Origin of the sequence: Exiguobacterium mexicanum (assembly GCF_005960665.1) — a bacterium.
Taxonomy (GTDB): Bacteria; Bacillota; Bacilli; order Exiguobacteriales; family Exiguobacteriaceae; genus Exiguobacterium; species Exiguobacterium mexicanum_A.
In genome coordinates this window covers 531,361-549,899 of record NZ_CP040676.1, presented here as the reverse complement: position 1 = coordinate 549,899, position 18,539 = coordinate 531,361, and the positions used below count along the sequence as shown (strand labels likewise).

At 52.0% G+C, this 18,539-nt stretch carries 26 protein-coding genes and 1 other annotated feature; of the genes, 9 read left to right on the top strand and 17 right to left on the bottom strand.

All coding sequences use genetic code 11. The features are described from left to right. Window positions 1-28: 28 nt before the first annotated feature. Window positions 29-403: a nuclear transport factor 2 family protein gene (locus FED52_RS03325; protein ID WP_138858947.1), complete on the bottom strand. Its 375-nt coding sequence runs from the start codon at window positions 401-403 to the stop codon at window positions 29-31. Between the two features lie 180 nt (window positions 404-583). On the opposite strand from FED52_RS03325, the gene FED52_RS03320 reads away from it, so the two are divergent. The 3 genes from FED52_RS03320 (at window position 584) to FED52_RS03310 (ending at window position 3,123) form a co-directional block, all read left to right on the top strand. Next, entirely contained in the window at window positions 584-865 is a 282-nt protein-coding gene (locus FED52_RS03320) for a DUF2651 family protein (protein ID WP_138858946.1), read from the top strand. A gap of 73 nt (window positions 866-938) precedes the next feature. Next, window positions 939-1,162: a binding site (T-box leader), on the top strand. Window positions 1,163-1,216: 54 nt separating this feature from the next. After that, window positions 1,217-2,548, top strand: coding sequence for an anthranilate synthase component I (trpE, locus tag FED52_RS03315; protein WP_138858945.1), 1,332 nt, complete (start codon window positions 1,217-1,219; stop codon window positions 2,546-2,548). Then, window positions 2,545-3,123 carry an anthranilate synthase component II gene (locus FED52_RS03310; RefSeq protein WP_138858944.1) on the top strand — a complete coding sequence of 193 codons (579 nt, stop codon included), beginning with the start codon at window positions 2,545-2,547 and terminating at the stop codon, window positions 3,121-3,123. The genes trpE and FED52_RS03310 overlap by 4 nt, the downstream gene beginning before the upstream one ends. A gap of 3 nt (window positions 3,124-3,126) precedes the next feature. Here the strand turns inward: FED52_RS03310 and FED52_RS03305 are convergent, their stop codons facing one another. From FED52_RS03305 to FED52_RS03270, 8 genes are all read right to left on the bottom strand, one after another. Beyond that, the gene (locus FED52_RS03305) at window positions 3,127-3,825 is read right to left on the bottom strand and encodes a dihydropteridine reductase (protein ID WP_138858943.1); all 699 of its coding nucleotides are present in this window, start codon (window positions 3,823-3,825) and stop codon (window positions 3,127-3,129) included. 19 nt (window positions 3,826-3,844) lie between these two features. Then, entirely contained in the window at window positions 3,845-4,597 is a 753-nt protein-coding gene (locus FED52_RS03300; RefSeq protein WP_058764412.1) for an iron ABC transporter ATP-binding protein, read from the bottom strand. Then, window positions 4,594-5,670 (bottom strand): iron chelate uptake ABC transporter family permease subunit, encoded by a 1,077-nt coding sequence (locus FED52_RS03295; protein WP_138858942.1) that lies wholly within the window; start codon window positions 5,668-5,670, stop codon window positions 4,594-4,596. Before FED52_RS03295 ends, FED52_RS03300 begins: the two co-directional genes overlap by 4 nt. Further along, window positions 5,667-6,659 (bottom strand): ABC transporter permease, encoded by a 993-nt coding sequence (locus FED52_RS03290; RefSeq protein ID WP_251126376.1) that lies wholly within the window; start codon window positions 6,657-6,659, stop codon window positions 5,667-5,669. Before FED52_RS03290 ends, FED52_RS03295 begins: the two co-directional genes overlap by 4 nt. A gap of 24 nt (window positions 6,660-6,683) precedes the next feature. Next, window positions 6,684-7,685 (bottom strand): siderophore ABC transporter substrate-binding protein, encoded by a 1,002-nt coding sequence (locus FED52_RS03285; protein ID WP_205729353.1) that lies wholly within the window; start codon window positions 7,683-7,685, stop codon window positions 6,684-6,686. A gap of 264 nt (window positions 7,686-7,949) precedes the next feature. Further along, on the bottom strand, window positions 7,950-8,222 hold the full coding sequence (locus tag FED52_RS03280) for a hypothetical protein (protein WP_240731298.1): 273 nt from the start codon (window positions 8,220-8,222) through the stop codon (window positions 7,950-7,952). A 17-nt stretch (window positions 8,223-8,239) separates the two neighbouring features. After that, complete coding sequence (locus tag FED52_RS03275) at window positions 8,240-8,530, bottom strand: hypothetical protein (protein WP_138858938.1); 291 nt, start codon at window positions 8,528-8,530, stop codon at window positions 8,240-8,242. Continuing rightward, window positions 8,527-9,099, bottom strand: a complete 573-nt coding sequence (locus FED52_RS03270; RefSeq protein ID WP_167491765.1) for a zinc dependent phospholipase C family protein — start codon at window positions 9,097-9,099, stop codon at window positions 8,527-8,529. Before FED52_RS03270 ends, FED52_RS03275 begins: the two co-directional genes overlap by 4 nt. A gap of 111 nt (window positions 9,100-9,210) precedes the next feature. On the opposite strand from FED52_RS03270, the gene FED52_RS03265 reads away from it, so the two are divergent. From FED52_RS03265 to FED52_RS03245, 5 genes are all read left to right on the top strand, one after another. After that, window positions 9,211-9,738, top strand: coding sequence for a TetR/AcrR family transcriptional regulator (locus tag FED52_RS03265; protein WP_138858936.1), 528 nt, complete (start codon window positions 9,211-9,213; stop codon window positions 9,736-9,738). 1 nt (window position 9,739) lies between these two features. Continuing rightward, window positions 9,740-10,048: a DMT family transporter gene (locus tag FED52_RS03260; protein ID WP_058764429.1), complete on the top strand. Its 309-nt coding sequence runs from the start codon at window positions 9,740-9,742 to the stop codon at window positions 10,046-10,048. Window positions 10,049-10,059: 11 nt separating this feature from the next. After that, the gene (locus FED52_RS03255; protein ID WP_138858935.1) at window positions 10,060-10,401 is read left to right on the top strand and encodes a DMT family transporter; all 342 of its coding nucleotides are present in this window, start codon (window positions 10,060-10,062) and stop codon (window positions 10,399-10,401) included. Then, the gene (locus tag FED52_RS03250) at window positions 10,391-10,744 is read left to right on the top strand and encodes a nuclear transport factor 2 family protein (protein ID WP_138858934.1); all 354 of its coding nucleotides are present in this window, start codon (window positions 10,391-10,393) and stop codon (window positions 10,742-10,744) included. The genes FED52_RS03255 and FED52_RS03250 overlap by 11 nt, the downstream gene beginning before the upstream one ends. Before the next feature lie 130 nt (window positions 10,745-10,874). Next, a complete protein-coding gene (locus FED52_RS03245; RefSeq protein ID WP_138858933.1) occupies window positions 10,875-11,384 on the top strand; it encodes a hypothetical protein in 510 nt (169 codons plus the stop codon). Between the two features lie 35 nt (window positions 11,385-11,419). Here the strand turns inward: FED52_RS03245 and FED52_RS03240 are convergent, their stop codons facing one another. From FED52_RS03240 to FED52_RS03205, 8 genes are all read right to left on the bottom strand, one after another. Further along, window positions 11,420-11,782 (bottom strand): VOC family protein, encoded by a 363-nt coding sequence (locus tag FED52_RS03240; RefSeq protein ID WP_138858932.1) that lies wholly within the window; start codon window positions 11,780-11,782, stop codon window positions 11,420-11,422. Beyond that, complete coding sequence (locus FED52_RS03235) at window positions 11,779-12,552, bottom strand: ABC transporter permease (RefSeq protein WP_138858931.1); 774 nt, start codon at window positions 12,550-12,552, stop codon at window positions 11,779-11,781. The genes FED52_RS03240 and FED52_RS03235 overlap by 4 nt, the downstream gene beginning before the upstream one ends. Continuing rightward, entirely contained in the window at window positions 12,549-13,253 is a 705-nt protein-coding gene (locus FED52_RS03230; protein ID WP_138858930.1) for an ABC transporter ATP-binding protein, read from the bottom strand. The genes FED52_RS03235 and FED52_RS03230 overlap by 4 nt, the downstream gene beginning before the upstream one ends. Window positions 13,254-13,268: 15 nt before the next feature. Further along, window positions 13,269-13,802, bottom strand: a complete 534-nt coding sequence (locus FED52_RS03225) for a GNAT family N-acetyltransferase (protein WP_138860269.1) — start codon at window positions 13,800-13,802, stop codon at window positions 13,269-13,271. Next, window positions 13,802-14,020 carry a DUF6440 family protein gene (locus tag FED52_RS03220; RefSeq protein WP_138858929.1) on the bottom strand — a complete coding sequence of 73 codons (219 nt, stop codon included), beginning with the start codon at window positions 14,018-14,020 and terminating at the stop codon, window positions 13,802-13,804. The genes FED52_RS03225 and FED52_RS03220 overlap by 1 nt, the downstream gene beginning before the upstream one ends. Window positions 14,021-14,151: 131 nt before the next feature. Next, window positions 14,152-14,817 carry a hypothetical protein gene (locus FED52_RS13970; RefSeq protein ID WP_138858928.1) on the bottom strand — a complete coding sequence of 222 codons (666 nt, stop codon included), beginning with the start codon at window positions 14,815-14,817 and terminating at the stop codon, window positions 14,152-14,154. 243 nt (window positions 14,818-15,060) lie between these two features. Then, window positions 15,061-15,270, bottom strand: a complete 210-nt coding sequence (locus FED52_RS03210; RefSeq protein WP_138858927.1) for a hypothetical protein — start codon at window positions 15,268-15,270, stop codon at window positions 15,061-15,063. A 351-nt stretch (window positions 15,271-15,621) separates the two neighbouring features. Further along, window positions 15,622-16,182 carry an AAA family ATPase gene (locus FED52_RS03205; RefSeq protein WP_138858926.1) on the bottom strand — a complete coding sequence of 187 codons (561 nt, stop codon included), beginning with the start codon at window positions 16,180-16,182 and terminating at the stop codon, window positions 15,622-15,624. Between the two features lie 143 nt (window positions 16,183-16,325). Here FED52_RS03205 and FED52_RS03200 point away from each other — a divergent pair, with 143 nt between their 5' ends. Beyond that, window positions 16,326-18,380 (top strand): C40 family peptidase, encoded by a 2,055-nt coding sequence (locus tag FED52_RS03200; protein ID WP_138858925.1) that lies wholly within the window; start codon window positions 16,326-16,328, stop codon window positions 18,378-18,380. Window positions 18,381-18,539 lie beyond the last annotated feature (159 nt).

The window sequence follows — 18,539 nt, the reverse complement described above, 5'->3', positions numbered from 1 at the left end:
TTTGGTTTCCCAAAGCAGTTCACGGTTCTCATACCTCATGAATCATTGTTGACTGGCCGCCTTGCCAAAGCCACGTGTCGTTCTCTTTCACATAGACATGCAGCACCCAGAACCGGCCTTCGTAGGCGTTCGTTCCGAGGATAAAACGCTCTTCAAGCAATAGTTGCACGAGGGCGATCTCGCCTGCTACCGTCTCGTCGAACGTGACGGTCTCCTGCGTGATCCACTGGACCGACGCTGGGTCGACGAACTGATCTAAAAACGTTTCTTTATCGAACTGACGTCCGCTCGAGTCGACGTAACGAAACTCGTCGTGCATGATGCCGCGCATCGCGTCCAGGTCGCCCTTGACTTGAAGCGCGGCCCGTTCGTCAGAAAGTTGTTTTAAGTTGATTGTTTCCATTGATGTACCTACCTTTCGCGTCCATCATAACATACTCGTATGCTCGAGTCGTCCCACTCGTAATGGTCGTCTCAATTGTTCGATTGTACGTAACCACATCGGTACTATTCTTTTTCTTATCCCCTATTCCCTGTATACTTATCAATATACAATTTGTCCCATTTAGAAAGGACGATGCTTATGGATTTGATCGACCCGTTCATCTGGCAACTCGTCATCGTCCCTATCCTCACCATCGGGACCGGTGTCCTCATCGCGTTACGATTCGAAAAGGCTTATATCGCCCCGCTCACCACGTTGGTGCTCAATCTCGCAATTGAAATGACGATGGGCCTCGTGTACTACGGGACGCTCACTTCTCCATCGTCTTGGAATTGGCTTTTCCCGATTCCCTCGTTTCTCATCGCCTATACGTTTCTCAGTAAACGGAAGACCGAGCGCCAGATAGAAAAACATTCCTGAGCCTTAATCATTCTGACAGTTTCGATATTGACATTCTGACTTCAGCCCGTTAAAGTAACGATAACATTCATACGAACTCGCGAAGAGAAAGAAGAGTAGCGTGAAGATTCGTCTCCAGAAAGCCGGTGGTCGATGCGAACCGGTGACGTGTCTCACGTGAATGGGCTTTTGAGCGTTCAGACCGATACGTAGGCTCTGACGGGTCCTCCCGTTACCGAGGACAGCGAATGATGGTTCGCGATGAGTGGGGGGGAGCTCCCCCAACGAAGGTGGCACCACGGGTCCCCCGTCCTTCATGTCTTTTTAGACATGTCGGGCGGGGGACTTTTTTTATTTCAAGGAGGAGATCATATGAAACAACTCATCATCAACGGCGACGAACTGACACCGGTGGCAATCTTCCACCGCTTAGAAGGTAAACGAAAAGTGTTGCTCGAGAGTCGCGCCGAAGGCAAGCACGGCCGCTACTCGATCATCGCTTCGAACCCGGTCGAGACGATTCGCGCCGACGGCAACGAAGTGACCGACGCATCCGGCACGATGCACACGGAAGATCCGCTCGCCTTGTTGTCGGAACTGGTTGCGCGAGACACGCCGGACGCCCCCTATCCGTTCATCGGCGGTGCCGTCGGCTATATCGGCTATGACATGCAGCGGGTTTACGAGCCGATTCCGAATACCCCGAGTGAGACACGCGGTTTGCCAGATGCCTTGTTCCAACGATATGAGACGGTCGTTCTCTATGATCACGTCGAGGAGCAGGTCATCGTGATTGACACCGGGGATGCTGATGCTGAAAAGCGACTCCACCACGTCAAACGAGCCCTCGAGACGGCGAAGACACACGAGCTCGCCCCCGTCGTCCGCACGAGTGAACGCGTGTTGACTGGCAAGGATGAGTTCGTCGAACGCGTCTTGCAGGCGAAAGAAGCCATCCTCGCCGGAGAGGTGTTCCAACTCGTCTTATCCCAACGAATCGATGCGACGTTCACCGGCGATCCGTTCCACTTTTACCGGACGCTTCGGAAACAAAACCCGAGCCCGTATTTGTTCTATATCGATCTCGGCGAGGCGATCATCCTCGGGGCGTCCCCGGAAAGTCTCGTCCGCGTCGAGGGCAATCGTGTCTCGACGAACCCGATCGCCGGCACCCGCCCCCGTGGCAAAACGGTCGAAGAGGATGTCGGTCACGCCGCTGATCTCATTCAAGACGAGAAAGAACTCGCCGAGCACCGGATGCTCCTCGACCTCGGTCGCAACGACATCGGCCGGGTCGCCAAAGTCGGCTCGGTCACGATTCCGAAACAGATGGAAATCGAGCGCTTCAAAAACGTCATGCATCTCGTCTCCGAGGTCGAAGGTGAACTGCGCGACGACTTGAATCCGATTGACGCGCTGCGGGCCTGTCTCCCGGCCGGTACCGTCTCGGGCGCCCCAAAGATTCGAGCGATGCAGCTGATCGACGAATTGGAAACGGTGAAGCGCGAAGTATATGCCGGGGCCGTCGGCTATCTCGACGTCCGGGGCGGCTATGATTTCGCTCTCGCCATCCGGACGATGGTCGTGCAAGGGGATACGGCCTACGTCCAAGCGGGCGCCGGCATCGTCTACGACTCGGACCCGGTGTCAGAATATGAAGAGACGTTGCATAAAGCCAAATCTCTTTTGGAGGTGTTCGCATGATTCTACTCATCGATAACTACGACTCGTTCACGTACAACGTGTATCAAGATGTCGCCCGGTTCAGCGACGTCTTGGTCGTCCGCAATGACGAACTGACAATCGACGCGATTCGCGACCTCAATCCGGCTGGCATCATCATCTCTCCGGGTCCAGGTGGCCCGCTGGATGCCGGTGTGTCGCTCGACGTCGTCCGCTCTCTTTCCGGCACCATCCCCATTCTCGGCGTCTGTCTCGGACATCAAGTCATCGCCGAGGCGTTCGGTGGCACGGTCGGTCGGGCCGAACAGGTCATGCATGGGAAGACGTCCGTGATCGAGACGACCCCGGGCGTCTTGTTCGACGGGAGTCCGAGTGAGGTCATGCGCTACCATTCGCTCGTCGTCTTGGAGACGGACCTCGTCGTGACCGCTCGCACGCATGACGAGGTCATCATGGCGCTCGAACATCCGACACACCCGACATACGGCGTCCAGTTCCACCCCGAGTCGATTGGAACGCCGAACGGACGCGATCTGTTCAAGCGCTTCATCGCCTTGTGCCATGCAAAAAGACCGAGGAACGTGTCCTCGGTCTGAGCGTCAGGCCTTCAAGAAATCTTCCATTTGGAAGTCATGTTTGTCGAGCATGATTTGGTCCAGCGTCACGCCATTTTGACGCAATTTGGCAATCGTCTCATGCAAGAAGTCATCGCTGCCGACAAGGTAAAACAGTCCGTCTTTGTCTGCGGCGAGCGTCTCGACCAGCTGGTAATAGTCCGGACGATTGTCGACGAACTCGGCCGTGAATCCATTCGTTGACGCGAACACATCGTTAAACAAATATTCTTTCGACGAGTCGACGTTCAACGAATGAAGGTGCGGCACGCCTTCCCCGTTCGCCAAATACGCGAGCACGAGCGGACGGAACGTCGCAATGCCGACACCCGACGACAACAGATAGACGTTCTTCCCCTCCCGTTTCAACGGAACGTTCGAATGCGTCTTGAAGATGGCGACCTTGTCCCCGATGTTCATGTCACGCAAGATTGATTTAAACGTCGAACATTCCGGTTTGACCCGCGTCGTGATGCCAATCGCACCTTCATGCGGCAACGTCGAAATCGACATATGACGAATCAACGTCCGGTTCGGTCGATCTTCCTTGTTGAAGCCCTCGAGCGCGAAGTGTGTGTGTGCCCCTTCTTCCCAGGTGAAGTCCGCCGGCAGATCCAGTTTGAACGTGTATGTATCTTGTGCTTCCTGCACGACTTGTTGAATCGGCGTCCAATAAATCTGCATGCTTGATTCCCTCCTTCTATTAATAGACCGCGATCGGTCCATACGGCCCTTGAATAATCTCCAGTTTCGTCTCGAAAATGTCAGATAGGATGTCTGCGTCCATAATCTCCTCGACCGTACCAAAGGCGGCGATGTTCCCGTCTTTCATCGCACAGATGCGGTCCGAATATTTCGCCGCGAAGTTGATGTCATGGAGCACCGTGACAATCGTCCGTCCAAACTCGTCGGCGACGTGCCGCAAGTATTCCATCATCTGGACCGAACGGGCGATATCGAGGTTATTGAGCGGCTCGTCGAGGAGCACGTATTCCGTCTCCTGACAGAGCACCATCGCGACGTACGCCCGTTGGCGCTGTCCGCCCGACAATTCATCGAGATAGCGATGCTCGAGCGACGTCAAGTCGAGGAAGTCGATATATTTCGAGATGATCCGTTCATCCTCTTGCGTCAACCGCCCTTTTGAGTACGGGAAACGTCCAAAACCCGCGAGCTGACGGACGGTGAGACGCGTCACGAAATGATTCTCTTGCCGTAAAATCGTGACGATTTTCGCCAAGTCTTTCGATTTCGTGCTCGACACGTCCATGCCGGCGACTTGGATTTGACCCGCGTCTAAATCGAGCAAACGGCCGATCATCATGAGAGTCGTCGATTTCCCAGCCCCGTTCGGTCCGATCAACGACGTGAACCCAGCCTTTGGGATGTCGAGATTGATTGGTCCGATTTGGACATTATCCGAATACGATTTTTGTACTTGTTCAAGTTGAATCATAATGACCTCTTCCTTAAAATCACCGCTAAGAAAATCACGCCGCCGAACAGTTCGATGATGACGGACACGACACTCGGTGTATTGAGAATGTGATACATAAAGAAATACGCACTCGTCAACACGAAGAATCCAAGCGAGAACGCCATCGGAAACACGTATTTATGATCGTACGTCGCTGCCACTTGATAGCTGAGCGTCGCCACCAAGAATCCAAAGAACGTCAACGGTCCAATCAGCGCCGTCGATACCGACATGAGAAGCGAGATCAAGACGAGCGTAAAGATGACGCTCCGGCGATGGTTCACCCCGAACGATGTCGCCACGTCTTTCCCGAGTGCGACGACGTTCAAGCGATTTGAGAAACTATACAACAACGTCCCGACGACAATCACAATCGGAATGACGATCGGGAAGTAGGCGGCATCGGCATGCATGACCGAACCGAACAGACGGGCCTGCAGGACGTCGAACTCGGATGGGGCGAGCATGCGTCGCATGAACGAGGACACCGAATTCAATCCCGTCCCGATGATAATCCCGACGAGAAGCATCAGTTGCAGGTTGCCGTATTTCCCGGACAAGAGCCAGCCGTACAAGAGCAGACTCATGAGCACCATGAGGCCAACCTGGGTCAAAAAGGCACCGGTTCCCGAAAAGCCGATTAACGCCCCTGCACCGAAGAAGAAGATCATGCTCGTCTGAATCGTCGAGTAGAGCGCGTCGAACCCGAGTAACGATGGCGTGATGATGCGGTTGTTCGTCACCGAATGAAACGCGACCGTCGCCATGCTTTGACAGAGCGCGGCGATCGCCATCGTGATGACGGCGACGACCCGACGCTCGACGACCGGGACGAACGACGGCGAGTCGAACGGGACCGGGTTGTTATAGACGAGTAACCCGAACGCACAGAACAATCCCCCGACGATGAAGAAGGCAAGGAACAACCAATAGCTGCGCTGTTCTCGTTTGGAACGAAACGCCGTCGCACACCGATCGTCTGTATGCACGGACCGACCATCAACATCGTATGCTTCCCGATGCTTCGTCTTATTTTCAATAAGTGTGCTCATCGTACCCCTCCCGTCTTCCGCTGTCTCAAGAGAATTACGATAAATACGATTGACCCGACCGTACCGAGAATGAGCGATACCGGCAATTCAAACGGCATGATGATCGTCCGCGAAATCAAATCGCTGACGAGGACCGTTCCCATCCCGATGACGCATACCCACGGCAAGTTGCTGCGCAGGTCATCCCCGCGAAACATCGAGACGATGTTCGGGACGATCAGCCCGAGAAACGGCAGATTGCCGATGACCGTCGCCACGACCCCGACCGCGAGCGCGATCAATCCCGTCGCAATCAAAATCAAACGGCTGTAGTTGACGCCGAGGCTCGTCGCGATGTCTTCTCCGAGTCCAGCGAGCGTCAAGCGGTTCGCGAGGATGAAGATGAAGAACGTGACGAGGATGATGAGCCACAGATATTCATACCGTCCGACCTGCACCGATGCGAACGACCCGACGAACCAACCTTCGATCGTCTGGCTGGCTTGAAAGAATAGACCGAGAAACGTCGATACGGCCGAGACGACCGCCCCGAGCATGAGTCCGATAATCGGGACAATCAACGACGAGCGGAGTTTGACCGAACGCAGAAACCAGAAGAAGACCATCGTTCCGATGAATGAAAAGACGATTGCCCCCGTCATCCGCATCATGAGCGTCGGAGCCGGGACGAGCAGATACACAGCGAGCAGGCCGAGCCCCGCCCATTCGAGTGTACCTGTCGTCGTCGGTTCGACGAGACGGTTCTGTGTGATCAGTTGCATGACGAGCCCCGACATCGCCATGGCGGCACCGGTCAACATGATGGCGACCGTGCGCGGAACGCGGGTGATCCAAAACATGTCCGACCCGCCTTCTTGACGAATGTCATAGACGCCGGTCACGAGCGAAAGGCCCGCCAATATGAACACCACGAGCATTGCTACGATAAAGGACTTCGTCCAAATGTTAGAAAAGGAGGGCTGAGACAATGTCTCAACCCTTGCTGTCATTGGTTTTTGCACAACGTGACTCCCTTATTTCGAAAGCGCGGCTGCGATATCGTTGAATAGTTCAGAATAAGTTTGAATCGACTCGTTGATGTACGTATCGTTCGGCGCATACACGATTTTTTCGTCTGTCACGGCTTTCGTTTTTTGGAGCGCCGGTGCGTTATCGATCACGTCCGCTGCAGGCACTGCGTCTTCCATGCTTGAAATGGCCGCATCACGGTCGAGGACGAACAACCAGTCCGGGTCACTCTCGGCAATCGCTTCGACCGAGACCTCATCCCCTTGATGGTCCCCTGTCGTTTTCGCTACTTCGAGGGCTGGTGTCCAGTCAAAGATGTCATACATCGGTCCGAAGACACGTCCTGTGTTCGGTGCCGAGAAGCCGATATTTCCGCCTGAGACGATGACTGACATGACCGTGTCTTCACTGTCGTATGCCTCTTTCACACTGTCAATCGATGCTTCGAAGCTGGCGATGAGCTCATCTGCTTCCGTTTCTTTTTCAAAGATTTGTCCGAGTGAGCGCGTCGTCGTCTCAAAGCCTTCGACCAAGATTTCACCTGGCGTGCCCGCATCTTCCGGGAGCTCGATGTCCAAATCGATGACGGCCGCTTCCGGAACCAATTTTTTAATGTCGTCGTAGTAGTCGGCGAATCGTTGACCGACGATGACGACATCCGGATCCACACCGGCGATCGCTTCTAAGTTCGGTTCATTGTGCATCCCGACGTCAACGATGTCTTTATCATTTTTATAAGGCAAGTCCGCTGGAATCAATCCGATTGGGGCGGCGACCAAGTCAATTTCCCAATCTGAGAGCGTCTCGAACGTTCGGTTGTCGAGCGCGACGACCTTCTCCGGGTTGACAGGCACATCGATCGTTCCATGTGCGTCCGTGATTTCAACTGTCTTCGGTGCTGTCTCCGCTTCCGCGCTTCCTGCGTCTTTCGTCTCGTCCGTGCTACCGCATGCGGCTAGCGTGAAGACGAGTGATGTGAGCATGACTGCTGCTTTCCATTTCCCCATTCTTTCCATCCCCCTGTGTATCTGTTTTTGAATGACGACCTTCTCAGTGAGTCCGCAACAGTTTCACGATTCTGCTCTATGTATGGATACTGACGCTTTCTCAATGATAATGATTATCATTGTCGTTTTCATTGAGAAGCATAACAAACAAAAAAAGGTTGTGCAATGCCAAATTTTCAAATTGGAAATGGAAATATTATTCTTTCTATCTAATGCAAACAAAAAAAGAAAGCAGCTTGTGTGGCTACTTTCCAGATTATACGGCTATTCTTTTTCTCGCTTTCTTTTCCGACCCCAAATGCTGTAGGTGATAAATAAAACAAGTGTGTATGTGAATGAGAAGACGATGATTTGCAAAATACCGTTCGGAAGAATTTTTGAGATGAACATGAGTGAGAACAAGATAGACATAATCATATGGGGACCGCGCCTATCTTCTGGCAAATCGCGCCAATAAATCAAGACAAGCGCTAATGCGAGCGGTCCGAACAATGCGAGCAAGATGAAAAACGGAACAGGACGCATCAAAAATGGCACGTTTGATTTATCACCCCTCATGCTTCCGAAATCCCATTAGCAAGCAACAACAGAAAAATCCAAATCGATAGCGGCACGATCAACCCAAGATTCCCAACGAGGCTGAACACGCGTACCATCTTCTCTTTCGAGAATAGGCCCCAAATCAATGTGGCGATCAAGGCGATATCTAAAGCGATATACACCCAGATGGCCGTCATCAAGTACAAATTCGGAAAAAAACGAGCGTTCACAGTGAACAGCGACACGATTGTCAGGATCGAAAGTCCAAACGTTACGTAGAGCGGCGCATAGCGGCGTTGTGTCATGTGGTCACCTCACTTTTCTGTTGGACCATCTGTCGGCAACGAAGGATGCACGTCTCGACGTAACTATCGAGCTGGTGTGGCAAAAACATCGTATACGTCCCTTCCTCTGTTGCCTTCGCATCCCGCTCGACTTTCACGACGAGTTCACGTAGTTCATTCGTCGCATGGTTTTTCAACGAAGTGAAATCGAAGACACCTAGTCGTTGAGCTAGGCGTGCATTATACGCATCAAAATCAGCATAATACATCGCCTGCTTTTCTGGGTCTTTCGTAATGACTTGCTTGAGCCAGGATTTATAGAACCCCTGCAACCAAATCTCATCCGCGACGAGATGGCAATAATAGCCGAGCCGGAACGATTGATTCTCGTCCACACTGTCCATCCAATATTGATTAAGGTCGAGCCGTCTTGTCATATCCTCATGCCGTCCCGCGTAATAGTGAGTGTTTTGTTTAGACGTCGTCGCATCGGGCGCAAGATTTCCCAACAAAAAAGCCGTGCGATCGACATCTGTCAAATGCGCCAACACCTCATTCGCGATGACGAGGTGCATCAAATGTGAACCCATCATCTCTCCCCCCTTTTCCTAATTATCCCATTCAAGTATTCATCTCGACAACCCACCTCTAGTCTGATACGCTCACTATACTGACCGTTCAGTATAGTGAGGAGGAAACACATGAATAAAAAACAACTGTTACTGCGGACCGCCGCACAAATCATTCAAACCGAGGGCATTCAACAACTGTCGATGGACCACTTAGCCAAACGCGCCGGTATCACGAAAGGCGGCGTCTTATACCACTTTGAAAGCAAGGCTAACCTGTTGCAGCAGATGAATAGAATGGCGCTCGATGAATTTGAAAATCGAATCGTCCATCATCAAACGGGGTTGGATGGTCCTTATCCATTCACACGCGCCTATGCCCTCGCGACGCTCGATTATAGCGAAGGTGATGCTGACTTGATTGCCGTCTTCATCTCATCCCAAGAAGATGCGAGTGGAAAGCTTTGGAATGACGCCGCCAAACGTTGGGATGAACAGTTCGCCGTGGATGGTCCTGACGCTGATCGCGTGCTCGAGCTTCGACTGCTCTGTGACGGGTTTTGGTTCGCGTTGACATATGGCTATAGCGCTGCGTTCAAAGACCGTGCCGCCCGCATCATCCGACAAAAGTGCGACGCGCTGTCAAAAGGAGAATCGTAACATGGGCTTCGTCTATCTCGTCGGTGCCATCGTCTCTGAACTGTTCGGTTCGAGCATGTTGAAGCTGAACGCGACGACAACGAGCCGCCTGCCCGTTCTCGGTGTCGCCTTCGGTTACGTGACGGCATTTTACTTGTTGTCGCTCGCCCTTCTTTCCATCCCGCTCAGTTTCGCCTATGCGTTCTGGAGCGGGGTCGGCACGGCCGCGACGGCGCTGATCGGCTTCCTCGTCTTCAAGGAACAAGTCCGGATTCAGACCGTTGTCGGCATCGGGCTTGTCATCATCGGGCTCGTCTTGATGAAACTATGAGGAGGGAAATCATGAAATCATATGGAATCTTACTGGTATCGATTGCGTTCGAAGTGCTCGGGACGTCGATGTTGAAGCTGTCGGACGGATTCACCAATCCGTTCCCGAGTCTCGTTCTCTTAATCAGCTTCGCCATCTCGTTCACGTTGATGGGCATCGTCTTGAAGACCATTCCACTCAGCATTGCCTATAGCGTCTGGGCGGGGCTCGGCACGGTCGCGACCGGGCTGATCGGGGTGTTCGTGTATGGGGAAGTGCTGTCGACCTTGAACAGCATCGGCCTGATCGTTATCGTACTCGGCGTCATCGTCATGAATCTTGGAAAACAGGAGGAGCAACCACATGCTAGCTGACTTAATCGAACAACAGGAACGGGCGTTACTGACGACCGAAGTGCGCACATCGCCTGAGCACTTGCACCGTCTACTCACGGATGATTTTTTTGAAATCGGCAGTTCGGGGCGCATGTTATATCGGACGGCATCTGCCGCCACGATGGACCTCGGCGAGATTCACATCACCTTATCCGACTTCTCACTGGAGAATGTTCAAGACGACGTCGTCCTGGCCACGTATCGGACCGAAGACCACTCCACCGGACGCATCGCCTTGCGCAGTTCGATTTGGGTGAACGTTGATGGCCAATGGAAGATGCGGTTCCATCAAGGAACAATCGTTCCGCCTTCTCGACACTAAATACGTCACCTCAAAAGGGAGTGTCCCAATCGACACTCCCTTTCATCGTACCTGGTTCATTTTTGTACATACCCATCATGTTCATTTTGCTTATAATCAAGCCATCCGATGAGGTGAAAGGAAGATGAACATGAGTCAACACACAAAAAAGCAATGGTTTCAATCCGTTCGTCCGAGGCGTTCCGTAGAAGAACAGCTGGCCCTCAAAGCGTCGCGTGAAGCGAAATTGACGTTCGAGCCGACCATCCCGCTCGATGCCATCCGTAAAAAACGACCGACCGTCACCGTCACGTTCACGGTCGGCGGCTTCGGCGTCCATAACGAGTCCACCTTCACGTTTTTTGAAGATGGCGCGGTCAAACGGGAAATCATCTGGCGCGAAGAGTTCGACTTGAGCACGGCGATTCCCCGTTCCGGTTGGTACAACGAAACAGATGCCTTCCGCGTCCATGAGCGATTCGTGTCGCTCGTCTCCCATCGCTGGCCTGAAGTGTTCGAAGAGAAAGGATGCTTCACGATGGACGGGACGCAATGGAACTTCACCGTGAACCGTCACGGCAAACTGTTGCACCAGCATAGTGGCAGCAACGCCTATCCTTCCAATTGGAAAGCTGTCATCGAACTGTTCGGGATCTCTTGAACGAAAAAAGAGCACCCACAGCGGGCACTCTCCATTCAGAGGGCTTGAATCATCTCGACTCGATTGCCGAACGGGTCGCGGAACTCGAACCGGTCGAATCCAGGAATCGGGATACCCGTGAGCCGCTCAATCCCTTCCGCCTCGAGCTTCTGTCCCCATTCCGCCAAATCGGTCACGGCATAGGCGACGTGTCCTTTCGTCGACAGTCGGTCAACCCCGTCCTCGGTCCCGACGTGGACGCTACGGTCGCCGACCTCGAGCCAAAACCCGCCCCGTCCTTGAAGTGACACCGGCTTCTCGATTTCTGGAAGACCGAGCACGCCGCAATAAAATGCACGGGCACGGGCTTCCTCCCCTTTCGGGATCGTGATTTGCACGTGATGGATGCCTTGAATCATGTCGTTTTCCCCTTTCGATACGTCAACCCGACGAACTGAAGTTTTTGGTTGAACAGGCGCGGATACGCGAGATAGCCGACCATGACCGCCGAGACGGATGCGGTCGTCAAGATGAGGAACAAGATGAGCAATTGATAGAGCACCGCCTCCATCGGGTCGGCCCCGCCGATGATGAGACCGCTCATCATACCCGGGAGTTGGACGAGCCCCATCGTCTTCTGCGCCTCGACCGTCGGAATCATGCTCGTGCGTATGGCGCTCTTCAAACTGCGCTCAATCGCTGCCTTCGGTGTGCCACCGAACGACAAGATGAGCTCAATCACTTCATCGCTCCGCTCGACCTCGTCTTTGAACTTGTTCAAGAACAGGAGCGACAATACCATACAGTTCCCGATGACCATGCCGCTGATTGGGATGACTTTCTCTGGATCGAACGGGATGATGCCGAGTCCGAGCATGAGACCCATCGTCAACGTCTCGACCGTGACGAGCGTGAGCAGAATCATCCATGTGATGCCGGGGATGCCGTCCCCTTTCTTGATGATGTTCTGTGTCGCCGCCCCGATCATGAGCAGGATCATGAGCAACATGAACACCGGGCTGTCGCTCTCGAAGACGAAAGTCAAAATATAGCCGATGATGAGCAACTGAACAATCGACCGCACCGTCGCAATCAAGATGTCGCGTTCGAGTCCGAGTTTTAAGAACAGCGCCAAACCGAGCGGGATGGCGACGAAAACCAACGAGGTCATCAGTTCGATGAACGTCATAGTTCTTCCCCCCTCACGAAACGACCGATCATCGGGTTGTCCGACTCATCGATGAACGTCGCGTCGCCGAACTCAATCAGTTCCCCGTTTCGCAAGAACCACATGTCATCACTGACACGACGGGCTTGATCGAGGTCGTGCGTAATCCAGACGACGGTGACCCCGAAGTCTTTTTGCAGTCTCACAATCAACCGCTCAATCTCTTTCACGGTCCGATAGTCGAGGCTCGCCGTAATCTCGTCCAATAACAGCACGTCCGGCTTGTTGACGAGCGTCCGGGCAATGGCGACACGACTCCGTTCCCCGCCCGACAACGTCTTGATCGGTTGGTCGAGCGAGATCCCGCCCAAGTCGACTTTCTGCAACAGGTCCGCCGCCCGTTCCCGTTCGAGCGTCTCGCCGAAGATGGCTTTCGGCAGGTTCATGTTGTCGTACACCGTGCCATCAATCATCGGCGCACTTTGGAACGCCATACCGACACGTTGGCGCAGTTCGATAACGTCGATCGAATCGATGTTCTCCCCTTTGAAGTAAATCGCGCCGGCGTCCGGTGATAACAGACCGTTGATGTGCTTCAGGCACGTCGTCTTGCCGGCACCGCTCGGACCGACGAACGTCGTGATCCGTCCTTCCCGAAAATAACCCGTCACGTTATGTAAAATGTCTCCATGACTCACGTTTTTGAATTCAATAATCTGCATCGGCGTCGTCCTCCATCATGTCATGCTGTCTGTCTCAAGCAATGAATACATATATAAATCGTCGTACTTTCCGCGTGTGAACTCATACCCCCGCAGCAACCCTTCTCGCGTAAATCCGACCCGCTCGAGTAGCTGTTGTGACGCGGTATTCGCCGGCTCGACGAGCGCCTCGATACGATGGAACCCGAGTTGTGTGAACCCATGACGAACGACCGCGCGGAGCGCCTCACCGGCAATGCCTCTTCCCCAATGATTCGAGCTGAGCTCAAACCCGATTTCGGCTCGCTGGTGCTTCGCTGACACGTTCAAAAATCCGCAACTGCCGATGACCTCGTCTTGCCCGGTCAACGTGATTCCCCAGCGGACACCTGTCCCTTCCTCGATAATCGAATCGTACCAGGCAATCTCTTCTAACGCATCCTCTAACGACGTGAACGGGTCGAGTCCCATATGGCGGACGACCTCAGGTTTCGATAAATATGCCAACAGGTGTGGCGCATCGTCCGCTGTCACCCGCCGTAACGTCAGCCGATTGGTGCTGAGTGACATCACGATCGGTACCCTTCCTCGACCACAACATCACCATTCGCATCGAGTAGCGGAGTGATGCCTCCACCTGTCCCGACCCACGTCTGGATATAGTTCACGCCGGTGTCCGTATCGACGAGGATGGTGATTTGTCCAAGTTCCGGCAGTTGTTCCGTCAACTTGACGTGAAACCGTTTCGATCCTGCCGCTTCTTCTGCTGTTTTCTTTTTGAATAACATCCTACCCCCACCTTTCTACTTCTAACTGTACGCAACATAGCTTCTCGTTTCAATGAATGAGAGACATCCATGGCTGCCGGATGCGAAACCCCTTTAATCCATACAAAAAAATACGCCAGACTGTGGCGTGTTCAAGAATAGCTCCGCTCGATGACGAAGCTCGTCTTATCCCCTCTAAAGTAGGACCGTGAATATTCAATCGTACGTCCAGAGGCGTCCTCGGTCACCGTCTCGAAATTCATGGTCTCAACATAAATTTTATCACCCATTGCGACAATTTCGTTTGCCAGACATTCGTGTTGATATTTGCGAACTGCTGCCTGTTTTCGATAGATTTCTCGAAGTTTTCCTTGATAGGATAAGTAATGCTTGGATTTTTGCCATTCTTTGTTCCGAATAGACTCAACGGTTCCATCGGGATTGAAATACGACGGGTTCATTGCACGTCTGGAACGATCCATTTTCCGTAGAAGCAGCCGTTTTTCACTTTCAAAAGAACGGACTCGATCGGCCAACACCAGCAGTTTCACTTTTTTCTCACTGACAATTGCAAGTGTGCTCAGACCAATGTCCAATCCAACGTCACCCGAACCAGTAGTTCGTTTGAAGTGTCCCGTTTCTTTATTCCGTTTAGCTGGCGGTATCCCTTTAAAAACAATTTGGACATAAAATTTATACTTTTTACGAACCCACTTTCTCACAACCCTGCAATAAGCAATATCATTTTGAAAAGCCTCGAGTTCGTAAGAATTGTTTTGATCACAAATGACTTGAAGTGATAAACCATTCCATAACAAATACCCATCCTTGTATCGGATGCCTGCTTTATTCGTCTTTCCTTCTAAGGAATTAAATTCACCGAATTTCTTGAAGTGAATTTGTTTCCCATTACCATACAATAACTCATCAAAAGCTTTCCATAATCGAGTAGCAATCTTCTGAGAAGTGTTGGAGTCGATATTTTTTTAAAGTGATGTTGCATAGGCTTAACATCTTTGTGGAACTCATATTCTGAAAGACGATATTCCTCACACAATTCTTTAAAGGGCTTCATTCGCTTCACGTTTATTAGTCTTATGCAGCTCTAGTGCCTGTCGATAATGTTGGGTTTTAATCATTTCCTTGTAACGCTTGAGGGTTATATTGGCAAGGCTGTTGTAGATGTTACGCCCAATTTCGAAACGGTTATTTAACACATTATTTTTATATATTTCTGATATCGTTGGAAATTCCACAACAAAATATGTCAACGTGAACCCTCCTCTTTTTTATAAACAACAATCGAATCCTAATTCATGAATATGTGTTTAATCCTTTCCTATCACCATTAGAATAGCAAACTACTTAGTCTTAAATTCGGTAATTGCATTGAACTACCCACATCTACACTTTCTAGGTATTTATACCCAAAAAAGGTCGTGGCGATTCATTACCCACTTACGCCGGGTCCTCGTCCAAACCGTTTAGAAACGGGCGTAGTTTCGTCGTTTTTTAATAAAAAGAGATTTTTTGAGGTTAAGCCGAAAAAAAGAAAGAAAAGTGAAAATCATTCTATTCATGGCAATGATTCTCACTCGTCTTTCCTAATAGACTCGTTTTCGTCATAGCTGGAAATGTTGTTTGATTCGTTCGGCGACCGTCGCCGCATCGAGATATGTGTTGTTGATGCGCAAGTAGTTGTCGACGTCGAGTTCCCCGTCCTGTGAGTTCAATCGGTATAGCGTCGCCGTCTGCTTCAACTCACCTTCCGACCAGGCGATGTCCCGCTTCGTCGGCTTATGGGTCAACCGGTTCTCCGTTTGGTTGCGAATGAGGCGCTCTTCGATGTCCGCTTCGAGCTCGACATAATAGATGTCGGCCCCGTTCGACTCGAACAGGTCGGTCACTTGTTTGATATACGCCCAGTCCTCTTCTAAATCGAACGCCCAGACGAACGTGAAGATCATCCCGTCCAAATCACTTTTCGCGACCGCGCCGAACAGCTCATGGCGAAACAGCTGGACGAGCCGACGCCCTTCCGGTGTCCCGTAACTGAAGAACGGACTGACGAGATCAATCGTCATATGGTTATGGAACAGCTTTAAGTCGGTAATACTGGCGAGTTCTTGCCCGACCGTCATCTTGCCGACGGCTTGTGGACCGAATAAGACTATAAATTTCATGGTTCCCCTGCTTTCTACATGCTTTTTGTTATTCTAGCATGGCAAATCGTAAACAAGATACAATGTCCTGCCTCATTTTCTAACATTTTCCTTTTCTAAGTCGATATAATAACAGATGAAACTATAGACCTGAGGTGCTACATATGTATAAACGCTTATTCAGTTTGCTTATCTTATTCAGTTTTTTATGGGTGGCTTCCGTCTCTGCAGAGGCGACCACACGCTTGCTCAAGGCCGACACACCACTCCTCGTGTCGATGGAAGATAGCGACAGCTTGACCGTGTTACCAAAAGGCACGACCGTCACCGTCCTCAATCGGTCCGATACCCATGCCCACGTATCGGCAGATGAACAAACCGGTTACGTGTCGAACGAGGTCCTCGTCGAACCGGTCATGAAAACCGTCATCGCTGAAACGGACCTGTTGGATGAAGCAGGGAACGCGGTCGAGTTTTTGTCGTATGGTACGAACGTGAGCGTCTACGATTTAGGCGACGAGTCCACCCTCCTTCGCGTCGTCGGAGAGACGCCACGATTCATCAAACGTACCGTACTCGCTGATACCGCTCCTGCGCTTGCCGCGGAGACACGGTATGTCAAAGCAAAGACGAATGTTTACGCCACACCACGTATCGGATCGGTCGTCAGTAACGTTCAATTCGGACAGACGATCACCGTGTTCGGGCAGACAAAGAATGGCTATTACCGGATTCGCTCAGGAGACACTTATCAGTATGTGGCGATGAGCGCGACACTCAGTCGCCCGATCAAGACAGCTGAACGCTTCATCACGAAAGATACATCACTTTACGCGGATGCGAGTGAAAACACGATCGTTGGGACCGTCAAACGTGGCCAACGGATTAGCATGTACGGGGAAGTCGGGAACCGCTCACGCGTCTTTACGGGCGGACAGTATCGATTCGTTCAAACGAACCATACGAGCACGACCAAGCCGGCCCCACTGAAGACCGGCCAGCGTTATATCACAAAATCAGCCCCGCTTTACAGCGAGTCGTTCAAACAAGTCGGTACATTGAAACGTGGGTCACTCGTCAACATATACGGGACACACGGGAAGTACACACGCGTGTTCACGGGCGGCCAATACCGATTTGTCGCAACCAGCCTGACGAGCACGAAGAAACCACCTCTCTATGACGCGACGGGGAAACGTTACGTCAAGTTCGATGAGGTCGAAGTGTATCAGACCGCTTCCACCTCGTCTAAACAAGTGGCCGAGTTCAATCGCGGACGATTGATCGAGACGTACGGGACGAGCGGTTATTACACGCGCGTCAAAATCGGGACGAGCTACCGCTTCGTCGCCACGGCTTACTTGAGTCTAAACAAGCCACTCCCGAAACCGAAAGTCGGGACCGTGTTCTATACACAACTCAGCGGCACGCCGTACTTCACGAGCGATATCGCCTACACTCGTCCAGCCGGTCAGTTAGCGCGTGGCGCCAAACTCGTCGGACTCCGCTCCATCGATGCGGACTTTTGGCAGGTCCGACTCGCCTCTGGTAAGAAGGTGTACGTGTTAAATCCGTATATCGCCAAGACGAAGCCGAAGGCGGTCGCGGCGAAGGCCGTGAACGTCAAAGCCCATTACCACACGGCCAAACGGACACCGTTCTATGCGAATCCGTTTGATACAAAACCGATCGGCTACCTCGACTCGAATCGACGGGTCTATCCCCGTTCCCTTCACGGCGACTCGTATTTGATTCAATATAGTTGGAGCCCGGTTTACGTCAAGAAACAGGACATTCGAGTGAAATCGGATCCGTTACTCGCATCACGCGGCAATAAGCAGGCCGAGCGCATGATTGCGGCAGCCGCGAAGCATCTCGGCACGCCTTACACGTGGGGCTCGCAGTCTCCGCTCAATGGGGGCTTCGATTGCTCGGGTCTCATCCATTACGCGACCAACCAAGCCGGGAAAGTCGGCGGACGAACGAACGTGAGCGGCTATTGGCAAAGCAACCATTTCAAGAACCGCCGGACGAGCATTTCGAGCGGAAAACGAGGCGACATCATCTTCTTCCATGGGACGTATCGCAACGGCCCGTCACATATCGGCATCATGCTCGACAACGAGACGTTCATCCATGCCGGTGGTGAGATGCTTCAAATCAATTCAATTTACGATCCGCAGTGGCGTCCCCATTTCCTCGGCTACAAGTCACTTTAATTCACACACGCCTGTCCTCACATGAGGTCAGGCGTGTTTTTTATCGATACCATATGTTTAAAACATACGATTGAAGACACGCTCGCGTTCTTACCGTATATGAAATGGCGAATCGTCTCGTTCACTCATGACAAACGTTGAATGGAGTGAACACATTAA

Excerpts from the sequence above, each read along its gene's own strand:
- FED52_RS03325 (WP_138858947.1), bottom strand. The coding sequence starts at position 403 with ATGGAAACAATCAACTTAAAACAACTTTCTGACGAACGGGCCGCGCTT.
- FED52_RS03320 (WP_138858946.1), top strand. The coding sequence starts at position 584 with ATGGATTTGATCGACCCGTTCATCTGGCAACTCGTCATCGTCCCTATC.
- trpE (WP_138858945.1), top strand. The coding sequence starts at position 1,217 with ATGAAACAACTCATCATCAACGGCGACGAACTGACACCGGTGGCAATC.
- FED52_RS03310 (WP_138858944.1), top strand. The coding sequence starts at position 2,545 with ATGATTCTACTCATCGATAACTACGACTCGTTCACGTACAACGTGTAT.
- FED52_RS03305 (WP_138858943.1), bottom strand. The coding sequence starts at position 3,825 with ATGCAGATTTATTGGACGCCGATTCAACAAGTCGTGCAGGAAGCACAA.
- FED52_RS03300 (WP_058764412.1), bottom strand. The coding sequence starts at position 4,597 with ATGATTCAACTTGAACAAGTACAAAAATCGTATTCGGATAATGTCCAA.
- FED52_RS03295 (WP_138858942.1), bottom strand. The coding sequence starts at position 5,670 with ATGAGCACACTTATTGAAAATAAGACGAAGCATCGGGAAGCATACGAT.
- FED52_RS03290 (WP_251126376.1), bottom strand. The coding sequence starts at position 6,659 with ATGACAGCAAGGGTTGAGACATTGTCTCAGCCCTCCTTTTCTAACATT.
- FED52_RS03285 (WP_205729353.1), bottom strand. The coding sequence starts at position 7,685 with ATGGGGAAATGGAAAGCAGCAGTCATGCTCACATCACTCGTCTTCACG.
- FED52_RS03275 (WP_138858938.1), bottom strand. The coding sequence starts at position 8,530 with ATGACACAACGCCGCTATGCGCCGCTCTACGTAACGTTTGGACTTTCG.
- FED52_RS03270 (WP_167491765.1), bottom strand. The coding sequence starts at position 9,099 with ATGGGTTCACATTTGATGCACCTCGTCATCGCGAATGAGGTGTTGGCG.
- FED52_RS03265 (WP_138858936.1), top strand. The coding sequence starts at position 9,211 with ATGAATAAAAAACAACTGTTACTGCGGACCGCCGCACAAATCATTCAA.
- FED52_RS03260 (WP_058764429.1), top strand. The coding sequence starts at position 9,740 with ATGGGCTTCGTCTATCTCGTCGGTGCCATCGTCTCTGAACTGTTCGGT.
- FED52_RS03255 (WP_138858935.1), top strand. The coding sequence starts at position 10,060 with ATGAAATCATATGGAATCTTACTGGTATCGATTGCGTTCGAAGTGCTC.
- FED52_RS03250 (WP_138858934.1), top strand. The coding sequence starts at position 10,391 with ATGCTAGCTGACTTAATCGAACAACAGGAACGGGCGTTACTGACGACC.
- FED52_RS03245 (WP_138858933.1), top strand. The coding sequence starts at position 10,875 with ATGAGTCAACACACAAAAAAGCAATGGTTTCAATCCGTTCGTCCGAGG.
- FED52_RS03240 (WP_138858932.1), bottom strand. The coding sequence starts at position 11,782 with ATGATTCAAGGCATCCATCACGTGCAAATCACGATCCCGAAAGGGGAG.
- FED52_RS03235 (WP_138858931.1), bottom strand. The coding sequence starts at position 12,552 with ATGACGTTCATCGAACTGATGACCTCGTTGGTTTTCGTCGCCATCCCG.
- FED52_RS03230 (WP_138858930.1), bottom strand. The coding sequence starts at position 13,253 with ATGCAGATTATTGAATTCAAAAACGTGAGTCATGGAGACATTTTACAT.
- FED52_RS03225 (WP_138860269.1), bottom strand. The coding sequence starts at position 13,802 with ATGTCACTCAGCACCAATCGGCTGACGTTACGGCGGGTGACAGCGGAC.
- FED52_RS03220 (WP_138858929.1), bottom strand. The coding sequence starts at position 14,020 with ATGTTATTCAAAAAGAAAACAGCAGAAGAAGCGGCAGGATCGAAACGG.
- FED52_RS03205 (WP_138858926.1), bottom strand. The coding sequence starts at position 16,182 with ATGAAATTTATAGTCTTATTCGGTCCACAAGCCGTCGGCAAGATGACG.
- FED52_RS03200 (WP_138858925.1), top strand. The coding sequence starts at position 16,326 with ATGTATAAACGCTTATTCAGTTTGCTTATCTTATTCAGTTTTTTATGG.